General features: G+C 52.3%; 15 protein-coding genes. 10 read left to right on the forward strand and 5 right to left on the reverse strand.

The window, feature by feature from the left end:
• Nucleotides 1-272: 272 nt before the first annotated feature.
• Entirely contained in the window at nt 273-1,880 is a 1,608-nt protein-coding gene (dppA, locus tag HBM92_RS00885; RefSeq protein ID WP_001222871.1) for a dipeptide ABC transporter substrate-binding protein DppA, read from the forward strand.
• 61 nt (nt 1,881-1,941) lie between these two features.
• Here the strand turns inward: dppA and HBM92_RS00890 are convergent, their stop codons facing one another.
• Complete coding sequence (locus tag HBM92_RS00890; protein WP_000198577.1) at nt 1,942-2,169, reverse strand: hypothetical protein; 228 nt, start codon at nt 2,167-2,169, stop codon at nt 1,942-1,944.
• Between the two features lie 17 nt (nt 2,170-2,186).
• On the opposite strand from HBM92_RS00890, the gene dppB reads away from it, so the two are divergent.
• The 4 genes from dppB to dppF are packed head-to-tail and all read left to right on the forward strand — an operon-like array spanning nt 2,187 to nt 6,113.
• Nucleotides 2,187-3,206: a dipeptide ABC transporter permease DppB gene (gene dppB, locus HBM92_RS00895; RefSeq protein ID WP_000938855.1), complete on the forward strand. Its 1,020-nt coding sequence runs from the start codon at nt 2,187-2,189 to the stop codon at nt 3,204-3,206.
• A 9-nt stretch (nt 3,207-3,215) separates the two neighbouring features.
• The gene (gene dppC / locus HBM92_RS00900; RefSeq protein WP_000084677.1) at nt 3,216-4,118 is read left to right on the forward strand and encodes a dipeptide ABC transporter permease DppC; all 903 of its coding nucleotides are present in this window, start codon (nt 3,216-3,218) and stop codon (nt 4,116-4,118) included.
• Nucleotides 4,119-4,128: 10 nt separating this feature from the next.
• Nucleotides 4,129-5,112 (forward strand): dipeptide ABC transporter ATP-binding protein, encoded by a 984-nt coding sequence (gene dppD, locus HBM92_RS00905; protein WP_001196477.1) that lies wholly within the window; start codon nt 4,129-4,131, stop codon nt 5,110-5,112.
• Nucleotides 5,109-6,113: a dipeptide ABC transporter ATP-binding subunit DppF gene (gene dppF / locus HBM92_RS00910; protein WP_000103580.1), complete on the forward strand. Its 1,005-nt coding sequence runs from the start codon at nt 5,109-5,111 to the stop codon at nt 6,111-6,113. Before dppD ends, dppF begins: the two co-directional genes overlap by 4 nt.
• Before the next feature lie 29 nt (nt 6,114-6,142).
• On the opposite strand, the gene HBM92_RS00915 is transcribed toward dppF, so the two are convergent.
• Nucleotides 6,143-7,414, reverse strand: coding sequence for an aromatic amino acid transport family protein (locus HBM92_RS00915; protein ID WP_001298005.1), 1,272 nt, complete (start codon nt 7,412-7,414; stop codon nt 6,143-6,145).
• Between the two features lie 475 nt (nt 7,415-7,889).
• Between HBM92_RS00915 and HBM92_RS00920 the strand changes: the two genes are divergently transcribed.
• Together HBM92_RS00920 and HBM92_RS00925 are read left to right on the forward strand one after the other, a co-directional pair.
• Nucleotides 7,890-7,997 (forward strand): type I toxin-antitoxin system toxin Ldr family protein, encoded by a 108-nt coding sequence (locus HBM92_RS00920; RefSeq protein ID WP_000170738.1) that lies wholly within the window; start codon nt 7,890-7,892, stop codon nt 7,995-7,997.
• A 375-nt stretch (nt 7,998-8,372) separates the two neighbouring features.
• A complete protein-coding gene (locus HBM92_RS00925) occupies nt 8,373-8,480 on the forward strand; it encodes a type I toxin-antitoxin system toxin Ldr family protein (protein ID WP_001295224.1) in 108 nt (35 codons plus the stop codon).
• A gap of 85 nt (nt 8,481-8,565) precedes the next feature.
• Here the strand turns inward: HBM92_RS00925 and bcsG are convergent, their stop codons facing one another.
• From bcsG to bcsE, 3 genes are read right to left on the reverse strand one after another with little or no spacing between them, the layout of a single operon-like run.
• Nucleotides 8,566-10,245 carry a cellulose biosynthesis protein BcsG gene (bcsG, locus tag HBM92_RS00930; protein WP_000191569.1) on the reverse strand — a complete coding sequence of 560 codons (1,680 nt, stop codon included), beginning with the start codon at nt 10,243-10,245 and terminating at the stop codon, nt 8,566-8,568.
• Entirely contained in the window at nt 10,242-10,433 is a 192-nt protein-coding gene (gene bcsF / locus HBM92_RS00935) for a cellulose biosynthesis protein BcsF (RefSeq protein ID WP_000988308.1), read from the reverse strand. The genes bcsG and bcsF overlap by 4 nt, the downstream gene beginning before the upstream one ends.
• Entirely contained in the window at nt 10,430-12,001 is a 1,572-nt protein-coding gene (gene bcsE / locus HBM92_RS00940; RefSeq protein WP_001204945.1) for a cellulose biosynthesis c-di-GMP-binding protein BcsE, read from the reverse strand. Before bcsE ends, bcsF begins: the two co-directional genes overlap by 4 nt.
• Nucleotides 12,002-12,273: 272 nt before the next feature.
• On the opposite strand from bcsE, the gene bcsR reads away from it, so the two are divergent.
• The 3 genes from bcsR to bcsA are packed head-to-tail and all read left to right on the forward strand — an operon-like array spanning nt 12,274 to nt 15,841.
• Nucleotides 12,274-12,462, forward strand: a complete 189-nt coding sequence (gene bcsR, locus HBM92_RS00945; protein WP_001063314.1) for a cellulose biosynthesis protein BcsR — start codon at nt 12,274-12,276, stop codon at nt 12,460-12,462.
• A gap of 11 nt (nt 12,463-12,473) precedes the next feature.
• Complete coding sequence (gene bcsQ, locus HBM92_RS00950; protein ID WP_000279525.1) at nt 12,474-13,226, forward strand: cellulose biosynthesis protein BcsQ; 753 nt, start codon at nt 12,474-12,476, stop codon at nt 13,224-13,226.
• Complete coding sequence (gene bcsA / locus HBM92_RS00955) at nt 13,223-15,841, forward strand: UDP-forming cellulose synthase catalytic subunit (RefSeq protein ID WP_000025883.1); 2,619 nt, start codon at nt 13,223-13,225, stop codon at nt 15,839-15,841. The genes bcsQ and bcsA overlap by 4 nt, the downstream gene beginning before the upstream one ends.
• Nucleotides 15,842-15,849 lie beyond the last annotated feature (8 nt).

The following is a 15,849-nucleotide window of genomic DNA, read 5'->3' on the forward strand; positions in this document are numbered from 1 at the left end:
ATAGCTGTTTGAAGTTTTTTTAATCTTTGTTTGTGGATTCTCACCGTTGGTGTAAATCCCGGTTGGCTGTATTGACGTTTTCACATTCTGTTGACAGATTGTAGGTCACGAGGGGCATTTTATGGAGGATCCGCACTGTTACACTGATGTTAATTAGTACGGCATCCCCACCTCATAACGTTGACCCGACCGGGCAAAAAACAAAAAAGGTCAGGCAGCGACAACCCACTGCAAAGGGTTAAAACAACAAACATCACAATTGGAGCAGAATAATGCGTATTTCCTTGAAAAAGTCAGGGATGCTGAAGCTTGGTCTCAGCCTGGTGGCTATGACCGTCGCAGCAAGTGTTCAGGCTAAAACTCTGGTTTATTGCTCAGAAGGATCTCCGGAAGGGTTTAACCCGCAGCTGTTTACCTCCGGCACCACCTATGACGCCTCTTCCGTACCGCTTTATAACCGTCTGGTTGAATTTAAAATCGGCACCACTGAAGTGATCCCGGGCCTCGCTGAAAAGTGGGAAGTCAGCGAAGACGGTAAAACCTATACCTTCCATCTGCGTAAAGGTGTGAAGTGGCACGACAATAAAGAATTCAAACCGACGCGCGAACTGAATGCCGATGACGTAGTGTTCTCGTTCGATCGTCAGAAAAACGCGCAAAACCCGTACCATAAAGTCTCTGGCGGCAGCTACGAATACTTCGAAGGCATGGGCTTGCCAGAGCTAATCAGCGAAGTGAAAAAGGTGGACGATAACACCGTTCAGTTTGTGCTGACTCGCCCGGAAGCGCCGTTCCTCGCTGACCTGGCAATGGACTTCGCCTCTATTCTGTCAAAAGAATATGCTGACGCGATGATGAAAGCCGGTACACCGGAAAAACTGGACCTCAACCCAATCGGTACCGGCCCGTTCCAGTTACAGCAGTACCAGAAAGATTCCCGTATTCGCTATAAAGCGTTTGATGGCTACTGGGGCACCAAACCGAAGATCGATACGCTGGTCTTCTCTATTACTCCTGACGCTTCCGTGCGTTACGCGAAATTGCAGAAGAACGAATGCCAGGTGATGCCGTACCCGAACCCGGCAGATATCGCCCGCATGAAGCAGGATAAATCCATCAACCTGATGGAAATGCCGGGGCTGAACGTCGGTTATCTCTCGTATAACGTGCAGAAAAAACCACTGGATGACGTGAAAGTTCGCCAGGCTCTGACCTACGCGGTGAACAAAGACGCTATCATCAAAGCGGTTTATCAGGGCGCGGGCGTATCAGCGAAAAACCTGATCCCGCCAACCATGTGGGGCTATAACGACGACGTTCAGGACTACACTTACGATCCTGAAAAAGCGAAAGCCTTGCTGAAAGAAGCGGGTCTGGAAAAAGGTTTCTCCATCGACCTGTGGGCAATGCCGGTACAACGTCCGTATAACCCGAATGCTCGCCGCATGGCGGAGATGATTCAGGCAGACTGGGCGAAAGTGGGCGTGCAGGCCAAAATCGTCACCTACGAATGGGGTGAGTACCTCAAGCGTGCGAAAGATGGCGAGCATCAGACGGTAATGATGGGCTGGACTGGCGATAACGGGGATCCGGATAACTTCTTCGCCACCCTGTTCAGCTGCGCCGCCTCTGAACAAGGCTCCAACTACTCAAAATGGTGCTACAAACCGTTTGAAGATCTGATTCAACCGGCGCGTGCTACCGACGACCACAATAAACGTGTTGAACTGTACAAACAAGCACAGGTCGTGATGCACGATCAGGCTCCGGCACTGATCATCGCTCACTCCACCGTGTTTGAACCGGTACGCAAAGAAGTTAAAGGCTATGTGGTTGATCCATTAGGCAAACATCACTTCGAAAATGTCTCTATCGAATAATTAAAGCCATACAAGACTGATGGCAAAGGCAAAACTGCCTGATGCGCTCCGCTTATCAGGCCTACGAAAACTCTGCAATGTATTGAGTTTGCACGATTTTGTAGGTCGGATAAGGCGTTTGCGCCGCATCCGGCATAAACAAAGCGCTCTTTGTCAACAATCTGCATACCCGGTGGCGCTGTGCCTCTGCGTGCAGCGCCATCCGGCAGCAATACTTCATTCCCTGTCCCACAAGGGCGGGAATTGATTTGTGAGCAATACAGACACGCAGTTCCAGGCTGCGGGTCATTATAGAGAATCCGGGTTATGTTGCAGTTTATTCTCCGACGTTTGGGACTCGTCATCCCCACGTTTATCGGTATTACCCTTCTCACATTTGCCTTTGTCCACATGATCCCGGGCGATCCGGTGATGATCATGGCGGGCGAACGTGGGATCTCCCCAGAGCGTCACGCGCAATTGCTGGCTGAACTCGGCTTAGATAAACCGATGTGGCAGCAGTATCTCCATTACATTTGGGGCGTAATGCACGGTGATTTAGGCATTTCGATGAAAAGCCGAATTCCGGTATGGGAAGAGTTCGTGCCGCGCTTTCAGGCCACGCTGGAACTTGGCGTCTGCGCGATGATTTTTGCGACCGCAGTCGGGATTCCGGTTGGTGTGCTGGCTGCGGTTAAACGTGGTTCCATTTTCGATCACACAGCGGTTGGCCTGGCGCTGACCGGCTACTCGATGCCAATTTTCTGGTGGGGCATGATGCTGATCATGCTGGTTTCGGTGCACTGGAACCTGACGCCTGTCTCCGGTCGTGTGAGCGACATGGTGTTCCTCGATGATTCCAATCCGTTAACCGGTTTTATGCTGATCGACACCGCCATCTGGGGTGAAGACGGTAACTTTATCGATGCCGTCGCCCATATGATCCTGCCCGCCATTGTGCTGGGTACCATCCCGCTGGCGGTCATTGTGCGTATGACGCGCTCCTCGATGCTGGAAGTGCTGGGCGAAGATTATATCCGCACCGCGCGTGCCAAAGGTCTTACCCGGATGCGGGTGATTATCGTCCATGCGCTGCGTAACGCGATGCTGCCGGTGGTGACCGTTATCGGCCTGCAGGTGGGAACATTGCTGGCGGGGGCGATTCTGACTGAAACCATCTTCTCGTGGCCCGGTCTGGGGCGCTGGTTGATTGACGCACTGCAACGCCGCGATTATCCGGTAGTGCAGGGCGGCGTATTGCTGGTGGCGACGATGATTATCCTCGTCAACCTGCTGGTCGATCTGCTGTACGGCGTGGTGAACCCGCGTATTCGTCATAAGAAGTAAGGGGACATCATGTCACAGGTTACTGAAAATAAAGTGATTAGCGCACCGGTGCCGATGACCCCGTTACAGGAGTTCTGGCACTATTTTAAACGCAACAAAGGCGCGGTTGTCGGGCTGGTTTACGTCGTCATCGTGCTGTTTATCGCGATCTTTGCCAACTGGATTGCACCCTATAACCCAGCGGAACAGTTCCGCGATGCACTGCTCGCCCCGCCAGCCTGGCAGGAAGGCGGCAGCATGGCGCACTTGCTGGGCACTGATGACGTGGGGCGTGATGTGCTGTCGCGGCTGATGTACGGCGCGCGCTTGTCGCTGCTGGTTGGCTGTCTGGTAGTGGTGTTATCGCTGATTATGGGCGTTATTCTCGGCCTGATCGCTGGTTACTTTGGCGGTCTGGTCGATAACATCATCATGCGTGTGGTCGATATCATGCTGGCGCTGCCAAGTCTACTGCTGGCACTGGTGCTGGTGGCGATTTTCGGCCCGTCGATTGGTAACGCCGCGCTGGCGCTAACCTTCGTTGCGCTGCCGCATTATGTGCGCTTAACCCGCGCCGCCGTGCTGGTGGAAGTTAACCGCGATTACGTCACCGCGTCTCGCGTGGCGGGTGCCGGGGCAATGCGCCAGATGTTTATTAACATCTTCCCGAACTGCCTTGCGCCGCTGATTGTTCAGGCGTCGCTCGGTTTCTCTAACGCCATTCTCGATATGGCTGCTCTTGGTTTCCTCGGCATGGGCGCGCAGCCGCCAACGCCGGAGTGGGGCACCATGCTCTCTGATGTGTTGCAGTTCGCGCAAAGCGCCTGGTGGGTCGTGACCTTCCCGGGTCTGGCGATCCTGCTGACGGTGCTGGCATTTAACCTGATGGGTGACGGTCTGCGTGACGCGCTCGATCCCAAACTGAAGCAGTAAGAGGTTCGAGATGGCGTTATTAAATGTAGATAAATTATCGGTGCATTTCGGCGACGAAAGCGCACCGTTCCGCGCCGTAGACCGCATCAGCTACAGCGTAAAACAGGGTGAAGTGGTCGGGATTGTGGGTGAGTCCGGCTCTGGTAAATCGGTCAGTTCGCTGGCAATTATGGGGCTGATTGATTATCCGGGCCGCGTAATGGCGGAAAAGCTGGAGTTTAACGGTCAGGATTTGCAGCGTATCTCAGAAAAAGAGCGCCGCAACCTGGTGGGTGCCGAAGTGGCAATGATCTTCCAGGACCCGATGACCAGCCTTAACCCGTGCTACACCGTGGGTTTCCAGATTATGGAAGCGATTAAGGTGCATCAAGGCGGCAACAAAAGTACCCGCCGTCAGCGAGCGATTGACCTGCTGAATCTGGTCGGTATTCCCGATCCGGCATCGCGTCTGGATGTTTACCCGCATCAGCTTTCCGGCGGCATGAGCCAGCGCGTGATGATCGCCATGGCGATTGCCTGTCGACCAAAACTGCTGATTGCCGATGAACCGACCACTGCGCTGGACGTGACCATTCAGGCGCAAATTATCGAACTGCTGCTGGAGCTACAGCAGAAAGAGAACATGGCGCTGGTGTTAATTACCCATGACCTGGCGCTGGTGGCGGAAGCGGCACATAAAATTATCGTGATGTATGCAGGCCAGGTAGTAGAAACGGGCGATGCGCACGCTATCTTCCATGCGCCGCGTCACCCGTATACTCAGGCATTGCTGCGTGCGCTGCCGGAATTTGCTCAGGACAAAGAACGTCTGGCGTCGTTGCCAGGTGTCGTTCCCGGCAAGTACGACCGCCCGAACGGCTGCCTGCTTAACCCGCGCTGCCCCTACGCCACTGACAAATGCCGTGCTGAAGAACCGGCGCTGAATATGCTCGCTGACGGGCGTCAGTCCAAATGCCATTACCCACTTGATGATGCCGGGAGGCCGACACTATGAGTACGCATGAGGCCACCTCGCAACAACCGCTGTTGCAGGCTATCGACCTGAAAAAACATTATCCGGTGAAGAAAGGCATGTTCGCGCCGGAACGTCTGGTGAAGGCGCTGGATGGCGTTTCGTTTAACCTTGAACGTGGCAAAACGCTGGCAGTAGTAGGTGAATCTGGCTGCGGTAAATCGACCCTCGGTCGGTTGCTGACGATGATTGAAACGCCCACCGGCGGCGAACTGTATTACCAGGGGCAGGATCTGCTCAAGCACGATCCGCAGGCGCAGAAGCTACGTCGGCAGAAAATCCAGATTGTCTTCCAGAACCCTTACGGTTCGCTGAATCCGCGTAAAAAAGTTGGGCAGATTCTCGAAGAGCCGCTGCTGATCAACACCAGCTTAAGCAAAGAACAGCGTCGGGAAAAAGCCCTGTCGATGATGGCGAAAGTCGGCCTGAAAACCGAGCATTACGACCGCTATCCGCATATGTTCTCCGGCGGTCAGCGTCAGCGTATCGCCATTGCCCGAGGTCTGATGCTCGACCCGGATGTGGTGATTGCCGATGAGCCGGTTTCCGCGCTGGACGTCTCAGTGCGTGCGCAGGTGCTGAATCTGATGATGGATTTGCAGCAGGAACTGGGGCTATCTTATGTCTTTATCTCCCACGATCTGTCGGTGGTGGAGCACATTGCTGATGAAGTGATGGTGATGTACCTGGGCCGCTGCGTGGAGAAGGGGACGAAGGACCAAATCTTCAATAACCCGCGCCACCCGTACACTCAGGCGCTGCTCTCCGCGACACCACGCCTGAACCCGGACGATCGTCGCGAACGCATCAAACTTACCGGTGAACTGCCAAGCCCGCTGAATCCACCGCCAGGCTGCGCCTTCAACGCCCGCTGTCGTCGGCGCTTCGGCCCCTGCACCCAGTTGCAGCCGCAGCTAAAAGACTACGGCGGTCAACTGGTAGCCTGTTTTGCTGTTGATCAGGATGAAAATCCGCAGCGTTAACTCACAAAACCGGGGCCATGCGCTCCGGTTTACTCAATCAACTTCAACAGTGGCGACAAGCATAACAAAATGCCGTACAGCAGAATCATCCAGGCTTTAAACCCGCGAAGTTTTTCCAGTTGTGAGACTTTATAGATCAGGAAAAACGGAATGAGGCACGACACAATGCCATATAACGGGCTTCCCAACTGAAAGAACACCAGCACCGATACACGAAACGAAACCCAAATCGTCAACGTAATGACGATAAAAGTGCAGATCGCCAGAGTCAGCACGAGTGAGTTAATTTTCCTGGTATCAATAATTCGGCTTAACAGATTGAGAATAATGCCTTTAATGGCCTCGTGGAAACCGAGATAAATGCCAAAGAATGCAGTCAGTACGGCAAAGATATTCAGTACCGTAGAGGTGATATGAATGATATGCCCAGGGATCACCTGCGCGGCCAGTGCCAGTGCCGAGATATTTTGTTCAAAGGCAGAAACGGCTTCTTCGTGGCTAATTGAGAAGGTAAACGAAAAGGCAAAAAACAAGATCACCGCAATGAGCGTGATATAGCTAATCCGGTGGGTACGCAGCGCGAGCCGGGTTGCCAGTACTTTATCCGCTTCCCGTTTACGATAGGCAATATTCATTGGGTTAAGTACCTGAATAAATACCGCGGAAAAGAAGCAAAATGGAATAGTAAGCAGGACATCGCGGAAAAAGTCGGAGGCTTGCGGGAAGGCGGTTATATTGGCGAAATTCCAGTGCGGGATCATCGCAAAACCGAACACGACAATAATCCCCACTTTGACCACCACCATTGGTCCGGAAATCTTAAACAGTAATCGTTCACCACCAGACGCAATCGCCACCAGTACGGCGAAAATGGCGACTTTATAAAATAGAGATTGAGAAAGATCGGCATCGGTTAAACCGAAGGTTTTCAGGTACGAGGCGCTGTCGAAAACCACGGAGAGAGAGTAGATAAAAATCCCGTGGATAATCATCAAAAAGTAGATAACCCCGAGGAAAATTCCCCAGTTCTTCCCCAGGTAATGACTGATAATATCGGTGTAGTCATTACAGGAATCGCTTTCAGAAAGGGTTTTTAAATAAATGTCCTGTACTACCCAGGTGGCAGGATAAGCAATGATCGCTGCGGTAATAAATACCCAAATTCCCTTCAAGCCAATTTGTACTGGCATCAGCACGGTTCCGGCACCAATCGCCATGCCTATGCATAATAAAACCCAGCCGAAGTCGTAGCGTGTAAACGGCAATTTCTGATCGTGTTTCGGTAGTGTGTTGTGCTGCATAAAGTCCTGTCCAGAAAGAAGTCGGCCTCGCAAAAATGAATAAACCCAGTTTCTCTTGCGCAACAGGTGGAGAAGTCGAATACGCAGTATGTAAAAAATGAGGCAACAGATTCACTGGGGAGGTCGCGAGGAGGCGCAATTCTACAAAATTGCGCATTTCACTACTAGTCTGGAGTCAGCCCGGATATGAGCTGCAACTATTGCAAATAAAGAAATTAAGCTGGAAGGCATCACGCAATGAGGAAGATTGCCGGGTGCTGACGGCAAAAAACAATCGTAAAATCAGCGGCAAGCCGGAAGGGTTCCGGTGAGGCGCAATGTTGCGGGGGCTTTATCCCTGGTGGCATTGGTTGCTGGAGAGAGAAAACCCCCGCACGTTGCAGGTATGCACCTGACAACATCACGGGGGCTAATCTTGAACCTAGACCACTCAAGAATAGCCGCGAAACGTTGTCATTACAACTCAGGCGGCTATATGACGCTCGCAGAGCTGGGCATGGCCTTCTGGCATGATTTAGCGGCTCCGGTCATTGCTGGCATTCTTGCCAGTCTGATCGTGAACTGGCTGAACAAGCGGAAGTAACGTGCCAGACGGGCGTCAGGCTGCCGTAATGGCAATTTGCGCCCGGATCAGGCCGCAGGGATAAAACTCTGCGGCCTTTTTCGTAAGAAAAATGCAACGGTTGCAAGCGGATAATATTCTGCGGAATGCGCAGCACAGAGTGAAGACGTGACGGATTCCGGAACAGAAAAACAGTCGTAGAATCAGCGGCAAGCCGGAAGGGTTCCGGTGAGGCGCAATGTTGCGGGGGCTTAATCCCTGGTGGCATTGGTTGCTGGAGAGAGAAAACCCCCGCATATTGCAGGTATGCACCTGACAACATCACGGGGGCTAATCTTGAACCCAAACAACTCAAGAATAGCCGCGAAACGTTGTCATTACAACACAGGCGGCTATATGACGCTCGCAGAACTGGGCATGGCCTTCTGGCATGATTTAGCGGCTCCGGTCATTGCTGGCATTCTTGCCAGTATGATCGTGAACTGGCTGAATAAGCGGAAGTAACGTGTCATGCGGGCGTCAGGCTGCCGTAATGGCAATTTGCGCCCGGATCAGGCCGCAGGGGGAAACTCTGCGGCCTTTTTCGTTCTTACTGCGGGTAAGGCACCCAGTCGCCGCCGTTCAGGCGAACGTACGGTTTATCCTGGTATTGAATAACTACTGCATTTGAGTTCTCGGAGACCGGTGCTGTTTGTGGCAACCCACTGGTGAGTTTTTTCCAGTCAACATTGTCTTCGGAGAAAATCTTGCCATCAAGAACGCGAACCACCAGATCGGAGATAGCCAGGAAGCTGCTCGGTTGGTCGATGACAATCGGTGCCCCCTGATGTGGTGCCTTCATGCCGAAGAATTTCACCCCAACGGGGACGTCTGTGATAGACGGGCTAGGGATATCACGTAGACCAGATACCTGCATTCTGTCGCCCTTCAGCGCGCCGCCGTGTTCCGGCACCACGACCACCATCACTTTACGACCCGATTTCTCCAGTTCAGTAAAGAAGGCGTCCAGTTCATCAAAGAATTTTTGCGCCCGCGCGTTGTAATCCGCTGTTTTGCTGACGCCCGGATAATGGTTGCCGTCATGCAGTGGAAGCGTGTTGTAGAACGTGGCACTACGGCTGTTTTTATCTTTTTCGGTAACGTCCAGCCAACGGTTAAGCACGGCGGTATCGTCATAAACCGGCGAACCATCAAAGCCCAGCAAAATAACCGGCAGATTTGTTTGATCCATCAATTCGCTCTGCATGCCGCCATTTTCGCGAACTTCTTTCAAAAAACCGCCGAACTGGCCGTTATGTCCCATCATCAGGTGCTGGGTAAAGCCCAGTTTCGACAGGTTATCAAACAGATAGCAGTCGTTATTTGCCGGTTGATACAGATTAGTGTGCGAAGTCTGCCCGCAGCTGGCGCGCAGTAAACGGATCGCCGCCGGGCCACTGTAGGAGGTGGCGGAGTTAAAGTTCTTGAACTCAATATCGAAATGCGACCACAGTGGATGCGACATCAATCCGGCGGCTTCAATATCCGACCAGGAAAGCGAACAGATATTAATCACCAGTAGTTCAAATGGCTGAGCATCAGCGGGCAGCGAAGACGGGAAGATCGATTTACGTTTCGCCTCCGCGTTATAGAAATTATTCAGCCAGGCGTTAAGGTTTGCTGTTGTTGGCGGTGCAGTTTGTGCGGGTATATCACCCACTACCGGTGCGCCACCCGTCGCCGCAACGGTTGCCGCTGCGTTACCACCCGTCGTTGTTACAGTGGTCGTCGGTTGACCGGCTGGCCACAAGGAGAAACTTGGTCCCGCCAGGGTAAGTACGTTCAGCCATAGCAGAATGGCAACCACAAAAACGGTAATGCGAATCCATTGTGACAGGAATAACCAGGCCACGAATAAAACAAAAATGGCCCCAATCATCTGCCAGTTAATAAAGCGTGTGACAAGATCGATTAAATAATCGGTACTGAACCCCGCCACCTGCGAACCCTGGCTCATTATGCTTTCCGGGCCAGGCAACCAGGTGTCATGCCAGAACAAAGCAAAGCCGATCGGCAGGGCAATCCAGTGGCGCAAGCGATGCAGGCTGTAGCGCGGAATGGGCATCAGCAGAAACGCGGCAAACACCAGATTGAGGAGCGGATGGAAGTTAAGATATCCCGCCCACAACAGGCCGAACTTAACCAGAAAATAGAAGTTCCAGCCGGAAAGGCCGCGCCAGTATTGCCAGAGGGAAGAAGGCATGGCGGTATTTTGCGTAAATTGAGTCATTTTTTGGTTGCCCTGGCTTTTTCCGTGCGGCGTAACGTCCCGGCCGGTTTAACATAACGAGGTTTAGCAAAGAACAAACGTAAGGTGTCGCGAATGCGTCGCAAAGAGTGCCGCGCCAGATAGCCCAGCGGGAAAAATATCAGTGCGCAAACGACAATAATTTCAATGATATCGCTGATGGTCATCATGATGAGCGCTCCACAGCATCATCTAACAGTCGCATTGGTTCTGGTATTCGTCGCCAGTGGCGACCATCGTGCTCGGCATTGATGACCGGTTTAGAACTTTGCGCTAAAGGCAGCGGCATGCCCCATTGTTCTGGGGCAAGCAGGCGCATCTGCACCAGCTCGGCACTGATTTGATCATCTTCAAACCAGACCATTCGGTTTGAGAAAATGTCGCCAGTAGGCAATGGGAAAATATGATTCAACGCGGTATCCAGATCGTTAATCCGACAGAATGAGAGAAACAGCACCAGCCGATTACCGCCAATGGTCATGATATCGCCGGTACGGTTAGGGCGACATAGCGTCAGGGCTTGCTCAACGCGGATACCCGGTACCGGACGTAGGGCAACCAGAACGCCTTTACCGTGGGCAGGTAATAGAGGGTTATTCATCATGTTGTTGACGGCATTACAGAACACATCCCACTTCTGGAAACCACGCAGTTTGAGCGGCTGGGTCATTGACAGCAAGGTAGTGATATCTTCCGGCACATAGCGACTAAACTTCTGCCCTTGCACGCTTTCGATCATCGTCAGACAGCGGGAGAGTGGCGCATTCCACGGGATAACCATATTTGCACCGCAGGCCAATAATAAACGTTCATCGGTGGCGCGCAGGCTGGCGGTATTTTCCCGTACGAGGATTTTCATCGCACTACCGCGCTGGCGACGCAGAGTATGAATGCTGCGGGCCAGTGGCTCGATTTGTGCATTTTGCTGTAAAGAAAAGACCACCGTCGCCGCCTGAGCGGTACGGGCTTCATTGAACAGGACTTCGTTATTGTTGAACAGTTGCCAGTGTTCCGATAGCGGCGGAGCACCCTCCAGTACAGCAACATTACTCAGAATGCGTTTTTCGTCGCTGCGTGGTTGGATTTCCGCCTCCTGGTGTTGAACTAATGTCCAGCAACCATTTTGTTGCTGAACGCTAAGCTGCTGACGGGCGCTGACCCCTTTTTCGTTGCACCAGAAAGCAATATCCAGCAAATGTTGGTCGCCCTGAAAACGCAAACTGGCAAGACCAAAAAGTGAACGGTATTCCTCAAGTAACAATGAAAATTGTTTATCGTTATTATTTCCGGAATTAATTACCAAAAGCGAACAATGGTTTAGCCGGCTCCATTTATTCATTTTATCCAACCATGAGCGAAGCCGCTCGGCAGGAATGTTTTGCCATGCGTTATTTGCGCAAACAAGAATAAAAAGGTAATTATGGGGATCAATAGAACACTGCAAATCACGGGCCAAATAGTATAGACCTTTTTCATGATTTAGCATTGAAAATAATGTTATTTTTCCCGGCCCTTGAGAATCATCTAATTGAAAGATTTTCGCTGGATCGCTGTCCATGCTAATGACCGCGACGTGTGCGGTTTCAGCCTGGGATGCAATTGTTTGATTCGCCAGACTGATAGCATCTTCATGGCGATCGACGTTAAACCACCAGACGCCGCCTGCTGGCATATGTCGCAGCTCATCCCATAATGATGAGATACCGATAGAGAATACAGGGTCCACAATGTCCCTCATGTCAACATTTTGTCTGATTATCAGTTTACTAGCGAAAGCTAAGAAATAAACCTACCATTGAAATTAAAACTTATCAGATTTAGCATGTGAATCAATTTAGCAGGTCACAAGACATGTGATTTTAGTCTTTTCGTTTTTAACTTTTTCTGTTGCGTAACGGAAAGTCAAAAAGTGAGCACATTCCCGTCTCGCCGTAAACAATAAACCGACGAAATGCTCACAGTTAGAATTGTCTCATGAACGGTACGGTTATTTCATAGGGATCAAGAAAAATGAATAACAATGAACCAGATACTCTGCCTGATCCCGCGATAGGCTATATCTTCCAGAATGATATTTTGGCGTTAAAGCAGGCATTTTCACTGCCTGATATTGATTATGCCGATATTTCCCAACGCGAACAGTTGGCCGCGGCATTAAAACGCTGGCCGTTGCTGGCAGAGTTTGCGCAACAAAAGTAGGGGATTGGTGAATGGCCGTACTGGGATTGCAGGGGGTTCGGGGAGGCGTGGGGACAACAACCATCACCGCCGCATTAGCCTGGTCATTACAAATGTTGGGAGAAAATGTCCTGGTGGTCGATGCCTGCCCGGACAACTTGTTGCGCCTGTCATTTAACGTTGATTTTACCCACCGTCAGGGTTGGGCCAGAGCTATGCTGGATGGCCAGGACTGGCGTGACGCCGGGTTACGCTATACCTCGCAGCTCGATTTGCTGCCTTTTGGTCAGTTATCCATTGAAGAACAAGAAAATCCACAGCACTGGCAAACCCGGCTGAGCGATATTTGCTCCGGCTTACAGCAACTAAAAGCCAGCGGGCGTTACCAGTGGATTTTAATTGACTTACCGCGTGATGCCTCGCAGATAACCCACCAGCTGCTGAGTTTGTGCGATCACTCGCTGGCAATCGTCAATGTGGATGCCAACTGCCATATCCGACTGCATCAGCAAGCGCTGCCGGATGGTGCACATATTTTGATTAATGACTTCCGTATTGGCAGCCAGGTTCAGGACGATATTTACCAGCTTTGGTTGCAAAGCCAGCGCCGATTGCTGCCGATGCTCATTCATCGTGATGAAGCGATGGCTGAATGTCTGGCAGCTAAGCAACCAGTCGGTGAATTTCGCAGTGATGCGCTGGCGGCTGAAGAAATACTGACGCTGGCTAACTGGTGCCTGTTAAACTATTCCGGGCTGAAAACGCCAGTCGGGAGTGCATCATGAGTATCCTGACCCGGTGGTTGCTTATCCCGCCGGTCAACGCACGGCTTATCGGGCGTTATCGCGATTATCGTCGTCACGGCGCGTCGGCTTTCAGCGCGACGCTCGGCTGTTTCTGGATGATCCTGGCCTGGATTTTTATTCCGCTGGAGCACCCGCGCTGGCAGCGTATTCGCGCAGAACATAAAAACCTGTATCCGCATATCAACGCCTCGCGTCCGCGTCCGCTGGACCCGGTCCGTTATCTTATTCAAACATGCTGGTTACTGATCGGTGCATCGCGCAAAGAAACGCCGAAACCGCGCAGGCGGGCATTTTCAGGTCTACAAAATATTCGTGGACGTTACCATCAATGGATGAACGAGCTGCCTGAGCGCGTTAGCCATAAAACACAGCATCTTGATGAGAAAAAAGAGCTCGGTCATTTGAGTGCCGGGGCGCGGCGGTTGATCCTTGGTATCATCGTCACCTTCTCGCTGATTCTGGCGTTAATCTGCGTTACTCAGCCGTTTAACCCGCTAGCGCAGTTTATCTTCCTGATGCTGCTGTGGGGGGTAGCGCTGATCGTACGGCGGATGCCGGGGCGCTTCTCGGCGCTGATGCTGATTGTGCTGTCGCTGACCGTTTCTTGCCGTTATATCTGGTGGCGTTACACCTCGACGTTAAACTGGGACGATCCGGTCAGCCTGGTGTGCGGGCTTATTCTACTCTTCGCTGAAACGTACGCGTGGATTGTGCTGGTGCTCGGCTATTTCCAGGTCGTATGGCCTCTGAATCGTCAGCCGGTGCCATTGCCGAAAGATATGTCGCTGTGGCCGTCGGTGGATATCTTTGTCCCGACTTACAACGAAGATCTCAACGTGGTGAAAAATACCATTTACGCTTCGCTGGGTATCGACTGGCCGAAAGACAAGCTGAACATCTGGATCCTCGATGACGGCGGCAGGGAAGAGTTTCGCCAGTTTGCGCAAAACGTGGGGGTGAAATATATCGCCCGTACCACTCATGAACATGCGAAAGCGGGCAACATCAACAATGCGCTGAAATATGCCAAAGGCGAGTTCGTGTCGATATTCGACTGCGACCACGTACCAACGCGATCGTTCCTGCAAATGACCATGGGCTGGTTCCTGAAAGAGAAACAGCTGGCGATGATGCAGACGCCGCACCACTTCTTCTCGCCGGATCCGTTTGAACGCAACCTGGGGCGTTTCCGTAAAACACCGAACGAAGGCACGCTGTTCTATGGTCTGGTGCAGGACGGCAATGATATGTGGGATGCCACTTTCTTCTGCGGCTCATGTGCGGTGATTCGCCGTAAGCCGCTGGATGAGATTGGCGGTATTGCTGTCGAAACGGTAACCGAAGATGCGCACACTTCTCTGCGTCTGCACCGTCGTGGCTACACCTCCGCGTATATGCGTATTCCGCAGGCAGCGGGGCTGGCGACCGAAAGTCTCTCGGCGCATATCGGTCAGCGTATTCGCTGGGCGCGCGGGATGGTGCAAATCTTCCGTCTCGATAACCCGCTCACCGGTAAAGGGCTGAAGTTTGCTCAGCGACTGTGCTATGTCAACGCCATGTTCCACTTCTTGTCGGGCATTCCACGGCTGATCTTCCTGACTGCGCCGCTGGCGTTCCTGCTGTTTCATGCCTACATCATCTACGCGCCAGCGTTGATGATCGCCCTGTTTGTGCTACCGCATATGATCCATGCCAGCCTGACTAACTCGAAGATCCAGGGCAAATATCGCCACTCTTTCTGGAGTGAAATCTACGAAACGGTGCTGGCGTGGTATATCGCACCACCGACGCTGGTGGCGCTGATTAACCCGCACAAAGGCAAATTTAACGTCACCGCCAAAGGTGGACTGGTGGAAGAAGAGTACGTCGACTGGGTGATCTCGCGGCCCTACATCTTCCTTGTTCTGCTCAACCTGGTGGGCGTAGCGGTTGGGATCTGGCGCTACTTCTATGGTCCGCCAACCGAGATGCTCACCGTGGTCGTCAGTATGGTGTGGGTATTCTACAACCTGATTATTCTCGGCGGCGCAGTCGCAGTATCGGTAGAAAGCAAACAGGTACGCCGATCGCACCGCGTGGAGATGACGATGCCCGCAGCAATTGCCCGCGAAGATGGTCACCTCTTCTCGTGTACCGTTCAGGATTTCTCCGACGGTGGTTTGGGGATCAAGATCAACGGTCAGGCGCAGATTCTGGAAGGGCAGAAAGTGAATCTGTTGCTTAAACGCGGTCAGCAGGAATACGTCTTCCCGGCTCAGGTGGCGCGCGTGATGGGTAATGAAGTTGGGCTGAAATTAATGCCGCTCACTACCCAGCAACATATCGATTTTGTGCAGTGTACGTTTGCCCGTGCGGATACATGGGCGCTCTGGCAGGACAGCTACCCGGAAGATAAGCCGCTGGAAAGTCTGCTGGATATTCTGAAGCTCGGCTTCCGTGGCTACCGCCATCTGGCGGAATTTGCGCCTTCTTCGGTGAAGGGCATATTCCGTGTGCTGACTTCTCTGGTTTCCTGGGTTGTATCGTTTATTCCGCGCCGCCCGGAGCGGAGCGAAACGGCACAACCATCGGATCAGGCTTTGGCTCAACAATGATGATAACG

This window comes from Escherichia sp. E.sYA108, from assembly GCF_011754335.1.
In the GTDB taxonomy this organism is placed as follows: Bacteria; Pseudomonadota; Gammaproteobacteria; order Enterobacterales; family Enterobacteriaceae; genus Escherichia; species Escherichia coli.

Coding starts and splice junctions, on each gene's coding strand:
- bcsA (WP_000025883.1), top strand. CDS start 13,223: ATGAGTATCCTGACCCGGTGGTTGCTTATCCCGCCGGTCAACGCACGG.
- HBM92_RS00925 (WP_001295224.1), top strand. CDS start 8,373: ATGACGCTCGCAGAACTGGGCATGGCCTTCTGGCATGATTTAGCGGCT.
- dppA (WP_001222871.1), top strand. CDS start 273: ATGCGTATTTCCTTGAAAAAGTCAGGGATGCTGAAGCTTGGTCTCAGC.
- HBM92_RS00915 (WP_001298005.1), bottom strand. CDS start 7,414: ATGCAGCACAACACACTACCGAAACACGATCAGAAATTGCCGTTTACA.
- dppD (WP_001196477.1), top strand. CDS start 4,129: ATGGCGTTATTAAATGTAGATAAATTATCGGTGCATTTCGGCGACGAA.
- dppB (WP_000938855.1), top strand. CDS start 2,187: ATGTTGCAGTTTATTCTCCGACGTTTGGGACTCGTCATCCCCACGTTT.
- dppF (WP_000103580.1), top strand. CDS start 5,109: ATGAGTACGCATGAGGCCACCTCGCAACAACCGCTGTTGCAGGCTATC.
- bcsR (WP_001063314.1), top strand. CDS start 12,274: ATGAATAACAATGAACCAGATACTCTGCCTGATCCCGCGATAGGCTAT.
- dppC (WP_000084677.1), top strand. CDS start 3,216: ATGTCACAGGTTACTGAAAATAAAGTGATTAGCGCACCGGTGCCGATG.
- HBM92_RS00890 (WP_000198577.1), bottom strand. CDS start 2,169: ATGACCCGCAGCCTGGAACTGCGTGTCTGTATTGCTCACAAATCAATT.
- bcsG (WP_000191569.1), bottom strand. CDS start 10,245: ATGACTCAATTTACGCAAAATACCGCCATGCCTTCTTCCCTCTGGCAA.
- HBM92_RS00920 (WP_000170738.1), top strand. CDS start 7,890: ATGACGCTCGCAGAGCTGGGCATGGCCTTCTGGCATGATTTAGCGGCT.
- bcsE (WP_001204945.1), bottom strand. CDS start 12,001: ATGAGGGACATTGTGGACCCTGTATTCTCTATCGGTATCTCATCATTA.
- bcsF (WP_000988308.1), bottom strand. CDS start 10,433: ATGATGACCATCAGCGATATCATTGAAATTATTGTCGTTTGCGCACTG.
- bcsQ (WP_000279525.1), top strand. CDS start 12,474: ATGGCCGTACTGGGATTGCAGGGGGTTCGGGGAGGCGTGGGGACAACA.